Source organism: Cupriavidus sp. 96C5-1, from assembly GCF_057798855.1.
In genome coordinates this window covers 142,226-162,563 of the sequence record NZ_JBYOJU010000009.1, presented here as the reverse complement: position 1 = coordinate 162,563, position 20,338 = coordinate 142,226, and the positions used below count along the sequence as shown (strand labels likewise).

The following is a 20,338-nucleotide window of genomic DNA, read 5'->3' as shown; positions in this document are numbered from 1 at the left end:
CCACCGCGAACCGAAAAGGCCGCTGCGTGTATACGTCCCGCAATGGTTTCCTTATGTCTTTCTGTATTGTTTACGTATACAAATATAGTAGTAGTAGGTAAACGCGGGCCAATTTCGTGGATAAGTCGTTTTTTTCCTTTCCGCTCAAGGGCTTGCGAACAAGATAAGCCCTGGGGATTGCCCTGGGGTCATGGGATATCCTGGGCGGGTATACGCGACGCGCCAAAACGGCCGTGGACTTGTACGTATACGCCCCACACCTGGCCCCCAGCCGAGGCACAGCTTTCCTGCCTGCTTATCCCCAGGGTTTTGCACAGCCAGTTATCCACAGCGTGAGGTGCTGCTCGCCGCCCGGCGGCGGTTAACCTGCCTGTTGGATTTCCCTTGCGGGAGCGGCCCTCCCATCCCGTGGCTACCCGGCTTCAATCTCTCCGAAACGCCCGTCGCTGGTCTTGCAGTCCTCGCGATCACGGAGGACGCTGGCCGACTGACTGAAATGCGCGCCTTGCCGAGGCGCGCAACAGTGCGGGCAGGCCATGCCGGCCACGCGCCCTTTCCATCCGCACGCTCCCGTTTCATCCCCGTGACAAGGGACCGGCCTCGTGGATTAATCCTGCTCCCACTTTTGGCCGGCGGCCCTAGTGCTTCTGGCGACTGTCGCCCTCGTGCATATTCGCCAAATAATGCTCGCACAAAGATGAAAACGCAGCAGTGATACACGGCATGGAAGGAATGCGGAACAAGCGTGGAGCATGCAGCCGGAGGGGCCTGTCGGCCCTGGCGGCAACTGCGGAGTAGAACCAATAAGTATTTGGAGATCCGGCCCGCCGCGATACAAGGCACTGCGCGGCGCGGCGGAATTGGGCGGGAAGAACAGGACATGCATGGCCGGCGACGATCCGGTGCGGTCTTGATATCTGGTCGATTTCAGCAAGGTCATATTCAGGCAGGCCGGTTTGCCTCGTTGCGTAGCGACGTAGCCATCCGGCCTGCCCTTTGGTGGTCGCTTCCCTGGATTCATGGCATTGGTGCCGGCAAGGATATGCCGCCTGCCAAGGGAGACGCTCTGTTTGCAGCAGCGCAACGGGGGAAACAAAACGTGAAGGCATCCCAGCAGAGCCGGAAGCGATTGCGGACCACGCTCAAGGCCACAGCCCTGCTGCTGGCGTTGTTCGCCCGCGAGCATTGCGCCGCCGAGACGGCAGCACAGGCTGCACCGCGTGCGCAGCCAGCCGCCCGCATGGCACAGCCTGCACCGGCTAGCGGCAGGGAGCAGCTCCGGGAGCGCATCTTCGCCCTGGCCGAAGCGGGCTCGCCGAAGCTGGCGCTGGAACAGGCGGCCACGCATCCGGACGTATTCGCGCCCCGCGACCTGCTGCTGCTGGAGCACCTCGTCGTTGCCCAGCAGATCCGCTGGGCTCGGCAGCAAGCCAGCGCGTCCAATGATCCGGATCGCCTGGTTCCCGCCGACGGCGCCCTCGCCGCGGCCGATGCGCTGCTGGCCAGGATTCCCGCCGGCGACGAATACGACGGGGTCAGGCGCGCAGCCCAGGCCGACCGGCTGACCGCGCTGTCCGTGCGCGGCCGCATGAAGGAAGCCACCGCGCTGTACGAGCAGCTCTCGCTGGCGCCGGAGCCACTGCCGGCCGCGGCCTATGTCGCCGCTGGCGATGCCTACGCCTATCTTGAAAAGCCCGATCTCGCCGAACACGCCTACAAACAAGGCTTGCAGAGCGTGGTCGAGCCGCTGAAGCAAACCACCGAGCCCTATGCGCTATCGCTGCCGGCGGTGCAGGAAAGCCTGTTCTTCGCCTACCTGGACCAGGGGCACTACGAAGAGGCGCGCGAACTGGTCGCGACGATGGCGCGCAACACGCCGTCGCATACCGATCTGTCCGAAGACGCCGACAAGATCAATCCGGAGTACGGGCGCGTCAAGAAACTGCAGGCGCAATACCTGCTCTATACCAATCACGTGCAGGAGGGCCTGGAAGCACTGGATGCGCTGCGCAAGGATGCCCCCTTCGATCCCTCCTTCCTGACCGCGCGCGCCGACGGCTCGCTGGTGCTGGAGCGCCCCTACGCCTCGCAGAGCATCTACCGGCAAGCGCAGGCCGATCACCCCGGCGACATCGAAAGCCTGGTGGGGATCGGCAAGAGCACCCTGCAGTTGTATCAGTACGACCAGGCCAAGGCGGTTGCCGCGGCCTTCGACGGCAACTTCCCCGACAACAACAGCGTCATGAATTTCCAGCGCGACTACCACGTCTACGAGCGTCCGCAGCTGATCATCGACGCCATCGGCGAACGTGGCAACGCCGTGCTGGCAGACCAGGCCTGGGGCGTCGACACGCGCCTCTACTCGTCGCCGCTGGCCGAGTACTGGCGCGTCTTCGCGCACCAGTACTCGGGGCGCGCCGACACCGCCGACGGCCAGAGCGTGAGCCGCGTGCGCAACGGCATCGGCGGCGACTACCGGCGCGACGGCTGGGAAGCCTCCGCCGAAGTGCACCAGTCCGCGGGCGGCAACGGCAAGACCGGCGGCACCGGCACGCTTGCCTTCCGGCCCAACGATCACTGGCGTTTCGGCGCCAGTGCCGACTCCGACGACAACGCACTGCCGTGGAAGGCCTACCAGGTTGGCGTCACCGGCCGCACCGCCCGCGCCAGCGCGCGCTATTCGCAGGACGATGCCCGCTACTTCAACGTGATGTATGGCGTATCGCGCTACAGCGACACCAACCTGCATCAGGAATGGGAGGGCACCTGGTACCAGCGGCTGATGAACCAGCCGCGCCACCAGGTCTCGATCTGGCTCGATGTGGGCTCCACCAGCAACAACCTGAACAACACTGCCTACTTCAACCCAAGGCGCGACTACACCGCGCAACTGCGCACCATGTACCAGTGGACGCCATGGCGCTACGCCGAAAAGTCATTCAGCCAGCGCGTGTACGCCACGGTGGGCGGATACAAGGAGGACGGCTTTGGCGACAGCATGCTGTGGGAAGTTCGCCTGGAGCAGTACTGGCAGTTCGGCCGCAAGGCCTCGCTGACCTACGGCGTCGGCGTCGGCAGCAAGCGCTACGACGCCACCCGCGAAACGTCGAAGCTGATCTACGTCAACCTCAACATTCCCCTATAGGCCATCATGAGCAAGCTGAATCGCCGAACATTCATCGGACTCGCCGGCGCTTTGTCGGTGTCCCATAGCGTTCATGCAGGCTACGTCCTGTCCTTGCTGCCGCCGCGGGATCGCGACGACGGACTGACCTTCCGCGTGCTGGCGTTCCACGATATCCGCGACGACCTGCGCGCGGATGTGGGAACCGTGGGAGATACCTGCGCGATCAGCACCGCCACCCTGAACAATATCTTCGCCTGGCTCACGGGCAACGACTTCCATCCGGTCAGCATCGACCAGATCGTCGCCGCGCGCAACGGCGGCCCGCTCCTGCCGCCGCGCGCCGTGCTGCTGAGCTTCGACGATGCCTACAAGAGCCAGTACATCAAGGCCTTTCCGCTGCTGCGGCAGTACAACTATCCCGCCGTGATCGCGGTGGTGTCGCGCTGGACCAATACACCGCAGGACGAGCCGGTCCGTATCAGCCATAGGTCGGTGATGGCGCCGGGCTACTTCATGAGCTGGGACAACCTGCGCGAGATGGCAGCGTCCGGTCTGGTGGAAATCGCTTCGCACACGCACGATATGCACCACGGCGCGGTAGCCAATCCCCAGCGCAATGAGTTGCCGGCAGCCAGCACGCACCTGTACTTTGCCGACCTGAAGCGCTATGAAACCGACCAGGAGTACGAAACCCGGGTCGGAGGCGACCTGAAGCAGTGCTCCGACCTCATCGAGGCCAACACCGGCGTCCGGGTGCGCTCGATGGTCTGGCCCTACGGCATGTATAACGCGGCGCTGATCGGCGTCTCGCACAAGCTCGGCATGCGCGTCCACTTCACCCTGGACGACGGCCCCAACACGCCCGATGTGCCGTTGACCAAGATCAGGCGCCTGCTGGTCTCCTATGACTGGGATGCCGGCGTCATGATGGGCCAGTTCCGCCAGCAATCGGCTTATCGCGGGGATAACCAGCCGGTCGAACGGGTCGTCAATGTCTCGCTCGACGATGTGTACGATCCCAATCCCGATCGCCAGGAGGCCCGGCTGTCCCGGCTGCTCGACCGGATCAAGGATCTCGAACCGAAATCGGTCTACCTGCAAGCCTATTACGACCCCGACGGCAGCGGCACCGCCCAGGCGCTTTATTTCCCGAACCGCCACCTGCCGGTGCGCTCCGACCTGTTCTCGCGCGCGGCATGGCAACTGATCACCCGCGCCGGAGTCCAGGTCTATGCGGCGCTGCCCGTGCTTGCCTACCGGCTTCCCGCAAGCCATCCGGCGTCGGACCGGCGGGTCGCGATGGTGGCGGGCGCGCCCGCGACCCCCTTCGATCCGCGCCAGCGGCAACGGCTCAGCCCCTTCGACCCGCTCGCCCGCAGCGTGATCCGCGATATCTACTACGACCTGGGCAGGTACACCAGCCTGAACGGCATCGTGTTTGGCGAGGACGCGAGCCTGAGCGATGTCGAGGATGCCAGCGACGCGGCGCTGGCCGCCTATGCCGACTGGGGGCTGCCGCGCGAGCTGGCGACGATTCGCGCCAACCCGGACCTGCTGCAGCGATGGTCGGACGCCAAGCTCCGGCACCTGATCGACTTCACGCGGCAGCTGGCGGAAGTGGTCAAGGACTACCAGGGCGGCGGCAATGTGCTGACCGTGCGCAGCCTGGCTGCGAACGCGGTGCTGCGTCCCGATGCGGGCATGCGCCTGGCCCAGGACATCGACGCGTTCGCGGCGCACTACGACTTCGTCAACCTGATGGCCTACGCCGATGCCGGAGGCGCGCCGCCTTCGGCGGCCTGGCTCGAGGGCCTGGTGCGCGCGGTGGCCGGGCATCAGGGCGCGCTGCCGAAGACCGTCTTCGCACTGCAGACGCTCGACGCCCGCACCCAGGCGCCGATCGCCACCGCCGCGTTGCGCGAGCAGATGCAGCGCCTGCGCGCGGCTGGCGCGAAACACCTCGGCTACTGCCCGGACCAGTTCATGGTGAACCAGCCGGACCTGGCGGTGCTGCGGGATGTCATGTCCATGCAGAACCTGGTGCGGCCTTTCAGCCGAAGGAAGGTCTAAGCCTGGGTTCAGGCCCATGTCCAGAGCCAGCAAAAGAGATAGGCGGGAAAAATCATGAAGAGCACGGCAAGCCTGATTTCGAATTTCGTCTTTTACTATCCGCTGTTCATGTCGTACCTGTGGATGACCGGTGGCCTGCTCCACTACTTCCTGATCGAGCGGAAAGAACGCAAGAAGACGCGGGCCGACGCGCTGCTCGATTGCCCGAAGGTCTCGGTGATCGTGCCCTGCTTCAACGAGGAAGACAACGTGCGCGAGGTGATCGCGAGCCTGGCCGAACTGCGCTATCCGAACTACAACATCATCGCCGTCAACGACGGCAGCCGCGATGCCACCGGGGAGATCCTCAACGAGCTGATCGACCAATACCCCCAACTGCTGGTGATCCACCAGAGCAATAACGAAGGCAAGGCCATCGGCCTGACCACCGCGGCCATGCTGACCGATGCCGAGTACCTGCTGTGCATCGACGGCGACTCGCTGCTCGACCGCGAGGTGATCGGCTGGATGCTGCGCCACTTCCTGCGCGACCCGGGGGTGGGCGCGGTTACCGGCAACCCGCGCATCCGCACCCGGACCTCGCTGCTGGGCCGCATGCAGGTTGGCGAGTTCTCGTCCATCGTGGGCCTGATCAAGCGGACCCAGGAAATCTACGGCCGCCTGCTCACGGTGTCCGGCGTGATCTGCATGTTCCGCAAGAGCGCGCTGCGCGGCGTGGGCTACTGGAGCCCCGACATGCTGACCGAGGATATCGATATCAGCTGGAAGCTGCAGGTCAATGGCTGGCGGCTGCATTTCGAGCCGCGCGCGCTCAGCTGGATCCTGATGCCGGAAACGCTCAAGGGCCTGTTCAGGCAGCGCCTGCGCTGGGCGCGGGGCGGCATCCAGGTATTGCAGAAATACGCGGTGCCCATCGTCGCCAGGCACGAACCGATGATGTGGCCGATCTTCCTCGAGTATTCGATCAGCGTGATCTGGGCCTACTGCATGCTGTTCACCCTGGTCATGACGGCGGCGACGGCGCTGTTCGACCTGCCCGAGGCCTGGCGCTTCGCCAGCCTGCCGCGAGGAGCGGGTGTCATTCTCTTTCTGACCTGCTGCGCGCAGATCCTGGTCGGCTGCCTTATCGATCGCCGCTACGACACCAGGCTGCTGCGCTACGCCATGGACACGATCTGGTACCCGGTCGCGTTCTGGACCATCAGCATGGTCGCCTCGGTGATCGCCCTGCCCAGCGTGCTGCTGCACCAGCGCCGCACGCGTGCAAGATGGATCAGCCCCGACCGCGGCATCCGCGAGGACGCGACCGCGTCAACGCCGCCAAGGTCGCCTGCGCCTGCATCGCCCCATGCCGGGCAGTTTGAAGAGCATTCTGGAGGAGGAGTGAGACATGAAAGAGCCCATCATTGACGCATCCAACGCCACCCTGCAGCAGTATCTGCAGCACCATGCGCGCGGCAAGGCGATTCGACGATATCTCTGGTATCGGCTGGCGCGGCCCCTGCTGCTGGCAGGCATCTGGGTGGCCGCCGCGTACTACATCCACTGGTGCGTGGCGTCTGCGGGAAGCACCGAGCTCTCGCTCCGGGAGGTCATTCCCGATGCCCTGGCCGTCCTCGGCATTGGCCTGACGCTAACGCTGTGGGCTCTGGCGCGCCGCATAGGGACCAGCGTGTCCCAAGCGAGGCAGCCAGCCCGGGCTGCGCCGGCCTCGACGCTCGACCTGGCCAAGGATGTGGTGCTCTCGGTGGGCACGGGCCGTCGCCTGATGGCGTATCACGACGACGACGGCCTGGTTTCGCACGTCGCGCTACTACAGCAAGAGCTGGCCTGACCGGCACCGGCGCCCCGGTCCCTCGGGCACCGATGTGGACAAGCCGCGCCATCCTGCCTGCTCGGTCACGGTGGAGGAGTAGCTATGCGCCCCCTCGCCATCCTGCGTGGCGTTGCCGTGATGCTTGCCGGCGCGTTGCTGTGCGCGCCGGCGGGCGCGCGCAACCACAGCCGCGCCGACGCCCGGACGCCCGCCAAGGTCCGCTCCGATGTCGACCCGCGCGCCTATATGCATGGCATCGGTGCGGCGGCCGGCCCCGGCGCGACCACCTACGTCTTCTTCAGCAGCGCCGGCCTGCCGCCGCGCGGTCCGGATCGCAACCGCAACTGGACGCACGACATCTACGTCGCCGAATGGAAAGCGGCCCAGCCCAATCTGGGCAAGCCCCGGCTGCTGGTCGCGGAGAAGGAAGCCCAGGAGCCGGTGTCGGTAGCGCAGAATGACGCCGGCCGCATCATGCTGACCTTCGAGGATGGCTGGAATACCGCCAACAATGTCAGCCAGCGCTACGGCGTGTACGACACGGCGTTGCGGCCGCGGCAGGCCAATCCGGTCGATGTCTGGTCCGGCGGGCACTCCGGCCACGTCGCGCCGGTAGGGAATAGCTTCGTGGTGTTCTACTCGGACGACTGGGTCGACGGCGGCGGCGTGGACAACCTGGGCACCGGCAACGGCGTCTACCTCAAGACCTATGACGGCAACGGCCAACTGCGGCGCAGCACCGATGTGGCGCGCGACAAGCGCGAGTGGTGGCCGTTGATCGCCGGGGCGAAGGAGGTTGCCTTGCTGGCCTGGCAGGAATTCATTCCCGGCGAGACGCACGCCAGGCTGAAGACGGCAGTCTACCGGCCTGCCGATGGTGCACTGACCGGCATGCAGGTGCTGAACCAGAGCCTGAAGTACTACACCTACAGCGTGGCCTATGTCCCGGCCCTGGACCGCTTCCTGGTGGTCGGCACCACCGATGCGGGCAAGGGTTTCGCGTATCTGCTGGATACGGCCGGCAAGGTGGGCGCCTCGCTGGCCTGCATGCCGGCCAGCGTGCGCGAGGCCGGCATCACGGTGGTCGGCAACATGGCGTTCACCCCCGCCCAGGACGGCCGCCTGCTGCATCTGACGCTGTCCGCCGATGCCATCGCATTGCGCGGCAGCCAGCCGTCGCCGGTCCCCTGGACCATCCAGGGCAACCTCGGCCTGGTGCGCTCGCCAACGGTACTGCACTGGGTGTCGTTGACGCCGACGGGCCTGCGGGAGGGGGACTTCGATCTCGGCAAGGCTGCGCCGCCTTCGGCTGCCGATCTGTGCCGGTAGGGGGCATGCGCGCGGTACCTTAAGCCCGTCGCCGCTCGGAGTTTGCCAGTGTCCTGCCGCGACCGGTTGACGGGTGGTGGCCACAGGGTACGTCGGAAAATCCTGGATTTGGTTTCACCCCCCTAGCCGGGGGATCGGCTGAATAATCGTTCCCGCGTAGTAGAAAAGATCGCCTCGATTCCTGATAGTTAGGGCTGATATAAGAACGGCGAATTTGCAATGAGGCATGCACTGGCATAGTCTCCACATCGTAGCAAGAAAATCCACGCTCCAGACGCCCAAGAATACCGCGCGCTTTACATTACAAGCCGTTGCACGGGAGAAGGATATCTTTACGTTCTGGAAATTCGATTTTTCGATTGCCCGCCAGGAAAGAATGTGGCCGGATTTTATTTTGGCGAAGCGGCTCTATTTTGCCGGAATTAATGGTAGTTACATTTAATTAATTTAACCGAAAATTTATCTTGAAGTTTGCCGGGGTTGCCGAAAACCGGAAAAAGAGTAGGCGCGCAATAGAGGGGAAAATCATGGCAGAGGCCAATGCACCAGCCAAAGGCAAGCAAGCTTCAGATGCATCCCAGCACCTTACCATCAACGTGATGACGACGATGAACGTCGATGCCATCATTGCTGCCTATGGCAGTCTGAGTACGGACCCGACAAAACCCACGGCAATAGGGCATGCGAACATCTACATGGTTTCCGACGACCCCCGCGGCTGGACCACCGGGAATGATCCCGGCAACATAACCCTGAATGCCCACGTTAACGATACCCTGTCATTTTACTGCAACAGTACCTCCGGCAATTCGGATAGCGCGGCTTTTATCTACAGCCTGTCGGGAGGGGGTTCCGTTCTCAATAATCCGATTGTCAACGTCATCACGCTTCAAGGCGCCGCGCAACCGACGTCACCTAACGGCTATCCTTTCAAATTTGTTCCAGAGAGCTTTTCCAGGTGTGACACCCTGGTAGCCAGCAAGGGCACGGCACAGAATTTCTGGGCTTCTGCCGCACTATTTACCGTGGATGACGATAACGAAAATCAGGTATTGGCTGGATACGTTACCTGGGATCCGACCGTGGTTGTTGCTTAATAATCTGACGGATTTTTCAAAGGGTGATGGAGGGGACTGGCGATAGCATCTATTTGCCAGTCCCATCAAACCGCTCCAGGCTGGCGCTCCTGATCGCCATTGGCGTGAGGATGGCAACGAGGGGAATTTCGCGGCAGCGGCGAAAAACACCGGACCGCCGATGCGGCACAGATTGCCCAGTCTGCGCAGATCGCCGATCCGCCGCCTTCGGCCGGTCGGCACTATGTCGAGTTTCGCAACCGAGGCCGCCAACGCCACGCTCCCGGCTTGCTGCGCGTGCTAACGAACGGTCATGGGCGTGGTCTCTCCGGAACTGCGCCGACACTGGCCGTCCGGGCAGAAAAAAACCCAACCGGGCATGGTTGGGTTTCCGAAACATGGTGGACCGAAGGAGGATCGAACTCCCGACCTCTGCATTGCGAACGCAGCGCTCTCCCAGCTGAGCTATCGGCCCGTGACGAATGATTGTAGCGCAGTTTTTGCGGCGCCATCAATCACGTCGCGATGCCTGCGTTGCCATCCATGCCACGCACCTTCGGCAGGTTCAGCGGCCTGGCGGTGACTTCGCCGGAGGCGCGCAGCCACTGGGCCATCAGGTCCCAGACCGGCGGGCTGCCGCTATGCCGGGCTTCCTCCGCCACGGGTGCCCAGCCGGCCACCTTGTAACTCTTGCCGGCGTCGATGGGCCGGCCCTTGAGGCGCATGTCGGTGATGCGCCGCCCCATGCCGGCGGTGGGGTCGATGGTGTATTGCAAGCCGCCCACACGCACCATGTCACCACCTTGCTGGTAGTAGGGATCGGGGTTGAACAGGTTGTCCGCCACGTCTTCCAGTATCGTCTTGATGGTCTCGCCGGTCATGGCGGTGACGGTGGTGTGGGGGTACGTGATGGCGGTCTGGTCCATCAGGTGTTCCATGGTGATGGCCTGTCCGGGCAGCAGCGTGGTGCCCCAGCGGAAGCCGGGCGAGAAGGCGATCTCGGCGCCCTGCACGTCCATCAGCCCGTCCAGGATCAACTGGTCGAAGGTGCCGTTGAAATTGCCGCGGCGGTACAGCAGGCCGCGGTTGCGCGCGAGCACTTCGCCCAGTTGTTTTTCGTACGGCGCGCGCACCCTGGCGATCAGCGCGTCCATGGCCGGATCGGCGGCGAGGTAGTTGGCGAAGACCGGCAGCAGGCGGTAGCGGAAGTCGCGGATCCTGCCGTCTTTGACATCGAAGTCCAGCACGCCGAGGAACTTGCCGTTGGAGCCGGCATTGGTCACCAGCGTGGTGCCGCCGGCGTTGGCCACCGCCACGGGGGCGGGCATGCCGTCGTGGGTGTGGCCGCCGAGGATGGCATCGAGCCCGCGCACGCGCGAGGCCAGCTTCAGGTCCACGTCCATGCCGTTGTGCGACAGCAGCACGACCACCTGCGCCCCTTTGCCGCGGGCCTGGTCGATGACCAGTTGCAGGTTTTCCTCCTGGATGCCGAAGGTCCAGTCGGGCGTGAAGTAGCGCGGGTTGGCGATCGGCGTGTAGGGAAAGGCCTGGCCGATGATGGCCACCGGCACGCCGTTCATCTCGCGGATCACGTAGGGCTCGAAGACCGGATCGCCGAAGTCGCTGGTCTTGATGTTCTGGGCGAGGAAGGCCACCTTGCCCTTGAAGTCGCGCTCAACGATCTCGGTGACGCGTTCGGCGCCGAGGGTCATCTCCCAGTGCGGCGTCATCACGTCCACGCCGAGCGCGAGTGCCGCGTCGACCATATCCTGCCCGCGCGTCCACAGCGCCGTGGCCGAGCCCTGCCAGGTGTCGCCGCCGTCGAGCAGCAGCGCGCCGGGGCGGCCCGCCTTGATCTGCCTGACCAGCGTGGCGAGATGGGAGAAGCCGCCGACCTTGCCGTAGCGGCGCGCGGCTTCGGTGAAGTCGAGATAGGTGAAGGCATGTGCCTGCGCGCTGCCGGGGGCGATGCCATAGTGGCGCAAGAATGCCTGCCCGACCAGGTGGGGCGGCTTGCCGGCGTAGCCGCCCACGCCGAGATTGACATTGGGCTCGCGGAAGTACAGCGGGCGCAGTTGCGCGTGGCAGTCAGTGAAATGCAGCAGGTGCACATTGCCGAAGCGCGGTACGTCATAGAGCTTGCCGGCCGCCTGCGCGGCTTGTGCATCGGTGGCGGGAAAGGTCATGCCGCCGGCGCCGGCAACGGCCAGCACCTGCAGGAACTCGCGTCGGTTCATCGTCTCTTCCTGTGGATATCATGCGCCGGTGCCGCTTGCCCGCGACCCGGCGTCTCTTGGCCAGCGTCTCTTGGCCGGATACGGCTACTTCGGCGCCGGCCCGGCGTACTTCGCCAGTGCCGCGACTTCTTCTTCCAGCATCTCGCCGACTTCCTTCTGCACGACCTTGCCGTTGGCGTCGATCACGTACAGCTCGGGCAACCCTTTGCGCTTGCCGAGCACGGCGCGCAGCGCGGGCGTGTCCATGGCGGCGGGGAAGGTGTAGCCGCGTTTCGCCATGTAGGCGGCGGCGTCCTTCGGGTCGCGGTCGATGCTGACGGCCAGCACTTGCAGTCCGCCGCGCGCGCCGCCAGTGCTGTCATAGAGTTTCTGCAGCCGCGGGTTCTGCAGCGCGCAGAAGGGACACCACGAGGCCCAGACCTCCACCACCAGCGGCTTGCCGGCCCACTGTGCCGGCGTCGCGGTGCTGCCATCCAGCAGCCGCACCGGCGGCAGGCGCACGGTGTCGCCGACCTCCAGCGCCGCGGCGGCGCCGCTCCAGGCCAGCGCCGCAAGCAGCAGCGCGCGCGCCAGATTCCGCTCGAGGAGGCACGCCATGCCACCGGGCATCATCGCCGTTCCCTACTGGTTGACCGGCGAGGCCGGGTCGAGCAGCAGCGCCATGACGTCGCGGATCTGCTGCTCGGTGAGGATGCCCTTGTGCCCGAAGCGCGGCATATTGGAGCAGGCGGCATAGGCGCTGGAGTCCCAGATCTTGCCCCAGGTGTACTTGAGCACCGCTTCCGAATTGCCGCGCAGCTTGCCGTACTGGTAGAGCGAGGGACCGATATTTCCGAAGGAAATCTCGGCCTTGGTCATCTGGTGGCAGGCGTAGCAGTTGGCGCCGTTGGTGCCGCCGACGGGGTCGGAGAACTGCATGCCGCGGCCGTTCTGCGCAGTCTTCTCGCCCTCCTTCCAGTCGCCCAGCCATTGCTGGCCGGCCGGGTATTTCACCTGCCTCAGTTCGGCGGCCTCTATCTTCTTCGCCACCGCCGCCGGCACCTTGGAACGGTCCGGGTAGTCGCTGCAGGCCTTCTGCATGGCGTCGCGATCGAGCACGCCTTCCACCGTGGCGGGACCCTTGGAGGTGAAGGAGCTTTCGATCAGCTGCTTCATGTCGGCATCGCTGACGGCCGCAACCCTGGCTGGCTTCGCGGCCGCGGCCGGCCTGGCGTTGTCTTGTGCGTGGGCGGTGCCGGCCACGCCGGCCAGCACGGCGAAGGTGGCGGCGGCGAGCGTGCCTTGTGCGTATCTGTGCGCTTGTATCATTTTTGCTCTCCCTTGGCTTCAGCGCTTCATGGCCGGACCATCGTAGGTGCCGCCGTTGGCGTTCCTGGCCAGGAACAGGCTCAGCGCGGTGATCACGTCGGATCCGTAGGCGGGCTCGGGAAAGCGCTGCTGGCGCAGGCAATCGTAGAGGCGGTGCTGCATCGAGCGTACCTCCCCCTGCGAGACGCGATAGGCCGGCCACGTGGTGTACGCGGCCTGCGCGCCCTGCGGGGTCAGCAGGTTGGGCAGCTCCTGCAGGCGGATGCGCTGGCCGTCCACGGCGTGGCAGGTGGCGCAGGCGAAGTCGTAGGCGCCGCCGCGGTAGAAGAACATCTTCTGGCCCAGGGCGTAGACGCGCTTTTCTTCGGGGTGGTTCAGCGCCACGTTCATCTTCACACCGCGCGACTCGCCGGCCAGGAAGGCCACCAGGCGTTCGATATCCGATGGCTTGCCGGTGGAGGCGAAGGGGTGCTTCAGCGCCTCTTCCTGCGTCAGCCCCTGCAGCGTCACGCGGCAGTAGGCCAGGCGCTGCTCCAGGTCCATCACGCGCGCGGTGTCCTTGAAGAAGCGCGGCAGCTCGGCGTAGGCGCCCTTGGTGACGCCCGGGCCCTTGCCCAGGTCGCACTGCTCGAGTGAAGCGTTCTTCGGGCCGGCGGGCTTCTTCCAGAGTTCCTCGCCGGCGGCTTCCCACAGCTCGGCGGGATTGCCTTCGGCCAGCATCTGCCGGTACTTGGCGATCTCCTCGGCGGTGCTGCCCTGGGCATGCGCCGCCGCGGCGGCAAGCGCCAGGGTACCGGCCACGGCCAGCGCGGCGCCGGTGCAACGGCGTCTGGTTGTTTTCATGGGGCTTCTCCTCGGGGCTTCGGTGGCCTGCCGCCAGGTGGCGCCAGGCCGGCCGGGCCGGTCTTCTTGCTGGTCCTGCCGTTGCACTGCGCCCCGCATGCGGTGGCGCGCTCGCTGCTTCGCTGCTTCAGTGGCGACTCATGCGCCGGCCACGGCTCAGGGCTTGATCTCAGGGCTTGATATAGGCGTAGCCTTCATCGAACTGCAGGCGGGCCACCTCGACCACGCCGGCTGGCACCACCTTGGCCTCCATCAGCAGGCTGGACTCGGGGATCTTGCGCGCCGTCAGCGTATTGCGGCAAGCACGGAACTCCACCCCGGCGCTGCCGAGCGCTGCGACGGCGGCTTCGAAGGTGTTGCCGCGCGCGTCGCGCGCGCCTTCCACCAGGAAGTCCACGCCGTAGCCGAACGCCACCACCACGATCTTGGTATCCGGTGCGCCGTTGAGGTGGTTGCGCAGGTTCGCCATCGCGCGCACCGCCTGGTCCGTGCCTTCCGACAACTGGTAGACCACCTTGACGCGTCCGCCCTTGCCGGCCGCCGCGGGTGCCGCCTGCGCCGCAGCCTTGGCCGACAGGCCGATCGCCGCCAGGGCTGCCGTTGCTCGAATAAATGCTCGCCGCATGATTCCTATCCTTCCGGTCGCCCCCCGCGCGCAACATGCGCCGGCCCGGGCCCGACATTCGACCTGAACCATAGCAGAGGATGCCGCCGGCCGCTCGGCCGGGCCGGCATGCCCGGCGCGCTCAGGAAATGGTGGCTTCGTCGGTGCGTTTGTCGCCGCGGTTGTCGACCCAGGTCACGGTGACCTTGTCGCCCTTGGCGCCGCCCTTGAACTTGAAGTTCAGGAAGGGATCCTTGGATACGGCCGGGCCGAACTGGGCATGGAATACGTCCTTGCCCTTGCATTGCGCGGTCACGGTCTGGATATGCCAGGCCGGGATGATCTTGCCGGCGGCATCCTTGCGCTGGCCGGTTTCCATGTCGTGCTTCATCAGGATCTTGACGTCGACCACGCCGCCGTTCTCGGCGGCACGTACGCGCATCGGGTCTGCCATGTTCTTTCCTCTTTGGGGTAATGGTGCGGGGGGATGGAAATCAATCCTGGTGGATAAGCGCGGGCCGGGGCATCAGCCGCCGCAGCCGCCCAGCGTCACCTTGATTTCCTTGGACGCCACATACCATTTGCCGCCGGCCTTGACGGCGGCGTGCACCATCGAGGTCTGGCCCATCTTCACACGCGTGGAGACGAAGGGCTCGGTGCCGGCCGGGATGGCGAAATCCGCTGCCAGCGTATTGGGATTCTTTTCCACCAGGATGGCGATCTGCTCGGTGCCGGGGATATTGCTGGTCACCGCGAGCGGCACCACGGCGCCGTTCTCGGCGATGTCGGGGGCGGTAAAGACAATGGCGGTGCTCTTCTCGGTACCGCTGCCGCCGAGCGCCTTGATGACGTCGGCCACGCTCTTGCCGTCGAAGGCGGTCTTGTTCCACTCGGCGGCCTGCGCCTCGCCGATCAGGCCGGTGGCGGCCATCAGTGCGAGCACGGAGGTGATGCGCAGCACGTCACGTCGTTTTGATGAATGCATGGTTTCCTTTCTCCTGCGTTTTCCGTTCCGGCCTGGTTCGTTGGCCTGCCGTGCCCCGGGGGAGGCACGGCGGCGGGCGGTGCTTGGCCGCCCCTGTTTTCCCGAAGCCGTAACCGGTCCGGGCAGGGCTTGCCCTGGCTGCGGCTTACTTGGCCGGGGCGCCTGCCAGCACCCACTCCACGACCGTCTTCAGGTCGGCATCGCTCAACCCTGCGTTGGCCGGCATCGGGATCGGGCCCCATACGCCCGAACCGCCGCCCTTGACCTTCTTGGTCAGGGTTGCCAGGGCGTTCTTGTCGCCCTTGTACTTCGCCGCGACGTCCTTGTAGGCCGGGCCGACCAGCTTCTTGTCGACCTGATGGCAGCCCATGCAGGCGTTCTTGTTGGCGATTTCCTGGGCCTTGGCGGCATCGACCGCAGCGTTGGCCGAGGCGGCGCAAGCCAGCATCAGCGTTGCGATGACAAACTGCTTCATGGATATTGCTCCGAACTTTGAAGAGCCGTGGGGACGGCGATAGGCCGCACGCTGCCAGCCGTGCCGGATGGCTCGCCGGCGCGGCGGCGCGCTGGCCGCGCCACGGGGCATGGCGGCGGCCAGTCCGCTATTTTGCCTCAAGAATCCACCCCACCACGGTGCGCAGGTCGGAATCGGGAATCTGCCCTTGCGGCGGCATCGGGATGCTGCCCCAGGCGCCCTGCCCGCCCGCCCTGATCTTGCGGGCCAGCGCGTCGTGCGCCTCCTGGCCCCGGTATTTGCGCGCGATGTCGGCAAAGCTGGGCCCCACCCGCTTGCTGTCCGCCGCGTGGCAGGCCGTGCACTGGTACTGGCCAGCCAGCTTCGCCCCCGCCGCTTCGGCCGGGCCGGCGGCCGCGGGCGCGCTGGCTGTGCCGCCGGTTGCCACGCCCCGCGTGGGCCCGAAGGTGCGCTGCTGCGCTGCCAGGTCGCCGTGGGCGTCGCGGGCATAGGCCGGCATGGCCGACACCACCTTCACCGTGGCGGCACAATCCTTCATGCAGGCTGCGTTGCGCGTATCCGGCTGGCCGCGCCCCGGCCACAGGCCGTGTTCCAGGGTCATGCCATTGCGGTTGGGCATCTTCTGTTGCACCGCGGCAATATTGTCGTCCGACAAGGTGAAGTCCGCCGGCACGATATCGCCCAGGTTGAGCAGGTAGGCCGTGACCGCATAGACCTCGCCGGGCGACAGGCTGCGCGGCGCGCTCCACGGCATCGCGCGATGGATGTAGTCCCACAGCGTGCTGACGGTGCTGACCTTCATCAGCGTGGTGCGGTACGGCTGGTTGCCGGTCAGCGAGGCCACCCGTCCGCGTTTGATGTCCTCGGCGGTGGTGCCGCCGACGATGGGCGAGAACACCTCGTTGGATTCGCCGAAGTCGCCGTGGCAGGAGGCGCATTTGGCATCCCAGACGGCCTGCCCCTGCGACACCGTGCCGCTGCCCTTGGGCAAGCCCTGGAAATCCGGCCGTACGTCGATATCCCAGGCACGGACCTCGGCCGGGGTGGCTGTGCGGCCCAGCGCGGCGCGCGCGGTTTCGGCCGGCGAAGCGGCACTGGCCTGCGCGGCCAGCAGCGCCATGCCGGCAGCCATTAGCCCTGCGCGCGCGCCCTCAATCCACGTGGACATTGGAGACCTCGCCGCTGTCGGATACCTGCCAGCTCTGGATGGCATTGTTGTGGTAGATCGAACGCGAGCCGCGCACCGCGCGCAATTGCGCCAGCCGAGGCTGCACATAGCCGGTCTCGTCGATGGCGCGGCTTTGCAGGATCGCGGGGGCGCCGTCCCAGACCCAGTCCAGGTTGAAACGTGTCAGGCATTTGGAGAGCACCGGCGTCTCCAGCCGCGCGCTGCGCCAGTTGCGCCCGCCGTCGACGGACACATCGACCCGCTTGACCCGCCCGCGCCCGGACCAGGCCAGCCCGCTGACGTTGTAGAAACCGCGCCCCACCATCTGCTGCCCGCCCGAGGGCGTGGTGATGACCGACTTGCATTCCTGGATCGAGGTGTACTGGCGCAGCATGCCGTCGGGCATCATGTCGACGTAGTGCACGGTCTCGTCCTTGGTATTCCACGGCTGGTCGCCCAGCTCCAGCCGGCGCAGCCACTTGACCCACGACACGCCCTGCACGCCAGGCACCACCAGCCGCAGCGGATAGCCGTTCTCGGGACGCAGCATCTCGCCGTTCATGCCCCAGGCGACGATGATCTCGTCGGCCAGCGCCATCGGGATGGTGCGTGTCATGCCCGAACCGTCGCCGCCTTCGGCGAGCAGATAGCGCCCGCGCCGGAAGTCCGCGCCGGCGTCGTCGAGCAGGACCTTGAGCGGCACGCCGGTGAACTCGCAGCACGACAACATGCCGTGCGTGTATTGCACGGTGGGCACCGCCACGTTGCCCCACTCCATGCCGGTGTTGGCGCCGCATTCGATGAAGTGCATGCGCGATACCGCCGGCAGCCGCATCAGGTCGTCCATGGTGTAGACGCGCGGCGCCTTCACCATGCCATTGATCATCAGGCGGTGGCGGGCCGGATCGATATCCTGCCAGCCCTGGTGGTGGCGCTCGAAATGCAGTCCGTTGGGCGTGATGATGCCGAAGAAACCCTGCAGCGGCGCGAAGGCCACGGAGGCGGCGGACACCCGCGTCAGCCCCGGCGACTCGCGGCGCACAAGGTTCTTCTCGTAAGCGGAAGGCTGGCCGTAGGGATGCGCGGCAACCGGCTGGCCAAGCGTGGTGGCCCAGGGTTGCGGCTTGAGGATGGCTTCGTCGCCGTCGCCTGCGGGTGCGGTATCCGCGCCGCGCGCCCTGCCCACAGCGCCGGCGGCAAGCGCGGTCGCGGCGCCCAGGAAGCTCTGGCGCAGGAAAGCACGGCGCGGGCTGTCCGGCGCGCCCAGGCCGTGCTGCGCGATGTCCCGCTGCAGCGATGCGCTGACGAAATGCTCCGGCGCACGCACGATGCGCCCAGGGCGGCTCTGGTCCGGCACTGCGGTCTCCTCCGGCTCGCTCGTCCGGCAGCAAGTGCCGTCGGCCAGCCTGTTGTCGGCCGGCGTCCGCGCATGCGGACCGCCGCCGTAAAACCTGCGTGCGAGCGTGGAGCCGGTGCCGCCGTCCGCCTTGCCTTAGCGGCCTTGGCGGGCGCGGCGGCGCGGCGCGGGGGCTGGCTGCGGCATGAAGCGGTCGACCATGCCCACGGGCAAGGCGCTCTCCTCCAGCCGGCTGGCCACCTGCACGCAGACCGTGCGGCACAGCTCCACCACGCTCTCGTCCTCGATCGCGTAGAAGACCAGGTTGGCTTCCTTGCGGCGTGACAGCACGCCTGCGCGGTACATCGCCGTGAGATGCCTGGAGACATTGGTCTGCGACGATCCCACCGTCTCCACCACGGTGCCCACCGGTTTTTCGCCATCGCACAGCGCGTGCAGGATCTTCAGCCTGGTGGGCTCCGCCAGCAGGCTGAAATACCCCGACACCTTCTCGAACACGCGATCCATCTCGTCCATGCCGTTCAATATATTCGTATATGCGTAATTGCGCATATAGTGTTTACCCCTTTGTGCGGCGCAGCCGAACTGGTGCCGGCCTGCTATCGCGGGAGCCTATGCAAGGCGCATCCACATTGCGCGCCTTGCACGTCACCGCGCGGTGTTGCGATATGCCTTCAGCCCAGCATATCGCTCCAGATCGCATCCGCCCACGCCTGTGCATAAGTGGCTTCCAGCGCGTTCGGTGCCGCTGACAGTCCTCCTGCGCCGGCCACCGTGACCATGGTCTGTTGCGCGGCATCGTAGCGATGCACGCTGGCGACGTGGATCGCTTCGCGCCCCGAAGTAAAGCTGTAGCAGGTGTTGTTGTACAGCGGCTCGGGGTTCGGCGCCTGCCCGGCCAGCAACGACACGATGGCGGCTGCGGCCACCTTGCCGTGCTGGTTGGCCATATGGCCGGACTTGGGCATCAGCGGGGCGATCTGGATGGCGTCGCCGAGCACGTGGATATCCGGCGCGGCCTTCGACTCGAAGGTGAGGAAGTCGACTTCGCACCAGCGGCCATTGGCGGTGGCCAGCCCGCTTGCCACCGCAATGGCGCCGGCGCGCTGCGGCGGCAGCACGTTGAGCACGTCGGCGCGCTCGTCGTCCTGTACCTCGAACTTGAGCGTGCGCGTGGCGGGGTCCACGTCGACGGTGTTGTATTGCGGCCGGTACTCGATCATGCCCTGGTAGCGTGTGGCCCAGACCTGCTTGAACAGCGCGCCTTTGGAGGTGACGTCGGGATTGGCGTCGAGGATCAGCACCTTGCTGCGGGGCTTGGCTTGCTTGAAATAGTCCGCGACCAGGCAGGCGCGCTCATAGGGGCCGGGCGGGCAGCGATACGGGGCAAGCGGAATGGTGATGGCAAAGGTGCCGCCGTCCGGCATGGCCTCGAGCTGCCGGCGCAGGCCCACGGTCTGCGGGCCTGCCTTCCAGGCATGGAGGATCTGCTCTGCGCCGGGCCGGGCGAGCCCGGGGATCTCGCCCGAGAGCACGTCCACCCCGGGAGACAGCACCAGCCTGTCGTAGGGCAGCGCGCCGCCGCCGCCGAGGCGCACCACGCGCCGCACCGGGTCGATCGCGGTGACGCGGTCGCGCACCACGCTGACGCCGTGGCGCGCTGCCAGCATCTCGTAGGACAGGGTAATGTCGCCGATGGTCTTGCCGCCGGCCAGGACCAGGTTGGAAAGCGGGCAGGAGACAAAGCTGGCGCAGGGCTCCACCAGCGTGACCTCGATGCCCTGTCCGCTCCATTCGCGCAGGTAGCGCGCGGCGGTGGCGCCGCCATAGCCGCCGCCTACCACCACCACCTTTGCCCCGCGGGTGGCGCCGATCGCATTCGCGCCGAGCGTGCCGAACAGGGCCGTGCCGGCCAGCGCGCCGAGAAATTCGCGTCTTTGCAT

Annotated in this window: 19 protein-coding genes and 1 tRNA gene; 7 read left to right on the top strand and 13 right to left on the bottom strand. The window is 66.0% G+C overall.

Going from position 1 to position 20,338, the window contains the following annotated elements; all coding sequences use genetic code 11:
* Positions 1-1,099: 1,099 nt before the first annotated feature.
* The 7 genes from pgaA (at position 1,100) to AC3FOF_RS13445 (ending at position 9,439) form a co-directional block, all read left to right on the top strand.
* Complete coding sequence (pgaA, locus tag AC3FOF_RS13475; protein ID WP_488726871.1) at positions 1,100-3,145, top strand: poly-beta-1,6 N-acetyl-D-glucosamine export porin PgaA; 2,046 nt, start codon at positions 1,100-1,102, stop codon at positions 3,143-3,145.
* A gap of 6 nt (positions 3,146-3,151) precedes the next feature.
* Positions 3,152-5,197, top strand: coding sequence for a poly-beta-1,6-N-acetyl-D-glucosamine N-deacetylase PgaB (gene pgaB / locus AC3FOF_RS13470; RefSeq protein ID WP_488726870.1), 2,046 nt, complete (start codon positions 3,152-3,154; stop codon positions 5,195-5,197).
* A gap of 54 nt (positions 5,198-5,251) precedes the next feature.
* Positions 5,252-6,607: a poly-beta-1,6-N-acetyl-D-glucosamine synthase gene (pgaC, locus tag AC3FOF_RS13465; RefSeq protein ID WP_488726869.1), complete on the top strand. Its 1,356-nt coding sequence runs from the start codon at positions 5,252-5,254 to the stop codon at positions 6,605-6,607.
* Positions 6,588-7,031: a hypothetical protein gene (locus AC3FOF_RS13460; RefSeq protein WP_488726868.1), complete on the top strand. Its 444-nt coding sequence runs from the start codon at positions 6,588-6,590 to the stop codon at positions 7,029-7,031. Before pgaC ends, AC3FOF_RS13460 begins: the two co-directional genes overlap by 20 nt.
* Before the next feature lie 84 nt (positions 7,032-7,115).
* The gene (locus tag AC3FOF_RS13455) at positions 7,116-8,342 is read left to right on the top strand and encodes a hypothetical protein (RefSeq protein ID WP_488726867.1); all 1,227 of its coding nucleotides are present in this window, start codon (positions 7,116-7,118) and stop codon (positions 8,340-8,342) included.
* Positions 8,343-8,568: 226 nt separating this feature from the next.
* The gene (locus AC3FOF_RS13450) at positions 8,569-8,784 is read left to right on the top strand and encodes a hypothetical protein (RefSeq protein WP_488726866.1); all 216 of its coding nucleotides are present in this window, start codon (positions 8,569-8,571) and stop codon (positions 8,782-8,784) included.
* 85 nt (positions 8,785-8,869) lie between these two features.
* Positions 8,870-9,439 carry an inclusion body family protein gene (locus AC3FOF_RS13445; protein WP_017228877.1) on the top strand — a complete coding sequence of 190 codons (570 nt, stop codon included), beginning with the start codon at positions 8,870-8,872 and terminating at the stop codon, positions 9,437-9,439.
* Positions 9,440-9,817: 378 nt separating this feature from the next.
* Here AC3FOF_RS13445 and AC3FOF_RS13440 read toward each other — a convergent pair.
* The 13 genes from AC3FOF_RS13440 to AC3FOF_RS13380 form a co-directional block, all read right to left on the bottom strand.
* Positions 9,818-9,893 (bottom strand) — tRNA-Ala (locus AC3FOF_RS13440).
* Positions 9,894-9,933: 40 nt separating this feature from the next.
* A complete protein-coding gene (gene soxB / locus AC3FOF_RS13435) occupies positions 9,934-11,655 on the bottom strand; it encodes a thiosulfohydrolase SoxB (RefSeq protein WP_488726865.1) in 1,722 nt (573 codons plus the stop codon).
* An 84-nt stretch (positions 11,656-11,739) separates the two neighbouring features.
* Positions 11,740-12,252 carry a TlpA family protein disulfide reductase gene (locus AC3FOF_RS13430; protein ID WP_488726864.1) on the bottom strand — a complete coding sequence of 171 codons (513 nt, stop codon included), beginning with the start codon at positions 12,250-12,252 and terminating at the stop codon, positions 11,740-11,742.
* Positions 12,253-12,276: 24 nt separating this feature from the next.
* On the bottom strand, positions 12,277-12,963 hold the full coding sequence (soxX, locus tag AC3FOF_RS13425; protein WP_017228874.1) for a sulfur oxidation c-type cytochrome SoxX: 687 nt from the start codon (positions 12,961-12,963) through the stop codon (positions 12,277-12,279).
* An 18-nt stretch (positions 12,964-12,981) separates the two neighbouring features.
* Entirely contained in the window at positions 12,982-13,806 is an 825-nt protein-coding gene (gene soxA / locus AC3FOF_RS13420; RefSeq protein ID WP_017228873.1) for a sulfur oxidation c-type cytochrome SoxA, read from the bottom strand.
* A 169-nt stretch (positions 13,807-13,975) separates the two neighbouring features.
* Entirely contained in the window at positions 13,976-14,431 is a 456-nt protein-coding gene (locus tag AC3FOF_RS13415; RefSeq protein ID WP_017228872.1) for a DsrE family protein, read from the bottom strand.
* Between the two features lie 121 nt (positions 14,432-14,552).
* A complete protein-coding gene (soxZ, locus tag AC3FOF_RS13410) occupies positions 14,553-14,864 on the bottom strand; it encodes a thiosulfate oxidation carrier complex protein SoxZ (protein ID WP_017228871.1) in 312 nt (103 codons plus the stop codon).
* 72 nt (positions 14,865-14,936) lie between these two features.
* Positions 14,937-15,395, bottom strand: coding sequence for a thiosulfate oxidation carrier protein SoxY (gene soxY, locus AC3FOF_RS13405; RefSeq protein WP_035814431.1), 459 nt, complete (start codon positions 15,393-15,395; stop codon positions 14,937-14,939).
* A 145-nt stretch (positions 15,396-15,540) separates the two neighbouring features.
* Entirely contained in the window at positions 15,541-15,870 is a 330-nt protein-coding gene (locus tag AC3FOF_RS13400) for a c-type cytochrome (RefSeq protein ID WP_017228869.1), read from the bottom strand.
* 127 nt (positions 15,871-15,997) lie between these two features.
* Positions 15,998-17,038: a c-type cytochrome gene (locus tag AC3FOF_RS13395; RefSeq protein WP_488726863.1), complete on the bottom strand. Its 1,041-nt coding sequence runs from the start codon at positions 17,036-17,038 to the stop codon at positions 15,998-16,000.
* A complete protein-coding gene (gene soxC, locus AC3FOF_RS13390; protein ID WP_488726862.1) occupies positions 17,022-18,395 on the bottom strand; it encodes a sulfite dehydrogenase in 1,374 nt (457 codons plus the stop codon). The genes AC3FOF_RS13395 and soxC overlap by 17 nt, the downstream gene beginning before the upstream one ends.
* A gap of 135 nt (positions 18,396-18,530) precedes the next feature.
* Complete coding sequence (locus AC3FOF_RS13385) at positions 18,531-18,947, bottom strand: ArsR/SmtB family transcription factor (protein ID WP_035817385.1); 417 nt, start codon at positions 18,945-18,947, stop codon at positions 18,531-18,533.
* Positions 18,948-19,069: 122 nt separating this feature from the next.
* On the bottom strand, positions 19,070-20,338 hold the full coding sequence (locus AC3FOF_RS13380; protein WP_488726861.1) for an FCSD flavin-binding domain-containing protein: 1,269 nt from the start codon (positions 20,336-20,338) through the stop codon (positions 19,070-19,072).

Bases quoted from the DNA above. Each gene is read 5' to 3' on its own strand.
- pgaB (WP_488726870.1), top strand. From the start codon at position 3,152: ATGAGCAAGCTGAATCGCCGAACATTCATCGGACTCGCCGGCGCTTTG.
- pgaC (WP_488726869.1), top strand. From the start codon at position 5,252: ATGAAGAGCACGGCAAGCCTGATTTCGAATTTCGTCTTTTACTATCCG.
- AC3FOF_RS13460 (WP_488726868.1), top strand. From the start codon at position 6,588: ATGAAAGAGCCCATCATTGACGCATCCAACGCCACCCTGCAGCAGTAT.
- AC3FOF_RS13455 (WP_488726867.1), top strand. From the start codon at position 7,116: ATGCGCCCCCTCGCCATCCTGCGTGGCGTTGCCGTGATGCTTGCCGGC.
- AC3FOF_RS13450 (WP_488726866.1), top strand. From the start codon at position 8,569: ATGCACTGGCATAGTCTCCACATCGTAGCAAGAAAATCCACGCTCCAG.
- AC3FOF_RS13445 (WP_017228877.1), top strand. From the start codon at position 8,870: ATGGCAGAGGCCAATGCACCAGCCAAAGGCAAGCAAGCTTCAGATGCA.
- soxB (WP_488726865.1), bottom strand. From the start codon at position 11,655: ATGAACCGACGCGAGTTCCTGCAGGTGCTGGCCGTTGCCGGCGCCGGC.
- AC3FOF_RS13430 (WP_488726864.1), bottom strand. From the start codon at position 12,252: ATGGCGTGCCTCCTCGAGCGGAATCTGGCGCGCGCGCTGCTGCTTGCG.
- soxX (WP_017228874.1), bottom strand. From the start codon at position 12,963: ATGATACAAGCGCACAGATACGCACAAGGCACGCTCGCCGCCGCCACC.
- soxA (WP_017228873.1), bottom strand. From the start codon at position 13,806: ATGAAAACAACCAGACGCCGTTGCACCGGCGCCGCGCTGGCCGTGGCC.
- AC3FOF_RS13415 (WP_017228872.1), bottom strand. From the start codon at position 14,431: ATGCGGCGAGCATTTATTCGAGCAACGGCAGCCCTGGCGGCGATCGGC.
- soxZ (WP_017228871.1), bottom strand. From the start codon at position 14,864: ATGGCAGACCCGATGCGCGTACGTGCCGCCGAGAACGGCGGCGTGGTC.
- soxY (WP_035814431.1), bottom strand. From the start codon at position 15,395: ATGCATTCATCAAAACGACGTGACGTGCTGCGCATCACCTCCGTGCTC.
- AC3FOF_RS13400 (WP_017228869.1), bottom strand. From the start codon at position 15,870: ATGAAGCAGTTTGTCATCGCAACGCTGATGCTGGCTTGCGCCGCCTCG.
- AC3FOF_RS13395 (WP_488726863.1), bottom strand. From the start codon at position 17,038: ATGTCCACGTGGATTGAGGGCGCGCGCGCAGGGCTAATGGCTGCCGGC.
- AC3FOF_RS13385 (WP_035817385.1), bottom strand. From the start codon at position 18,947: ATGCGCAATTACGCATATACGAATATATTGAACGGCATGGACGAGATG.
- AC3FOF_RS13380 (WP_488726861.1), bottom strand. From the start codon at position 20,338: ATGCAAAGACGCGAATTTCTCGGCGCGCTGGCCGGCACGGCCCTGTTC.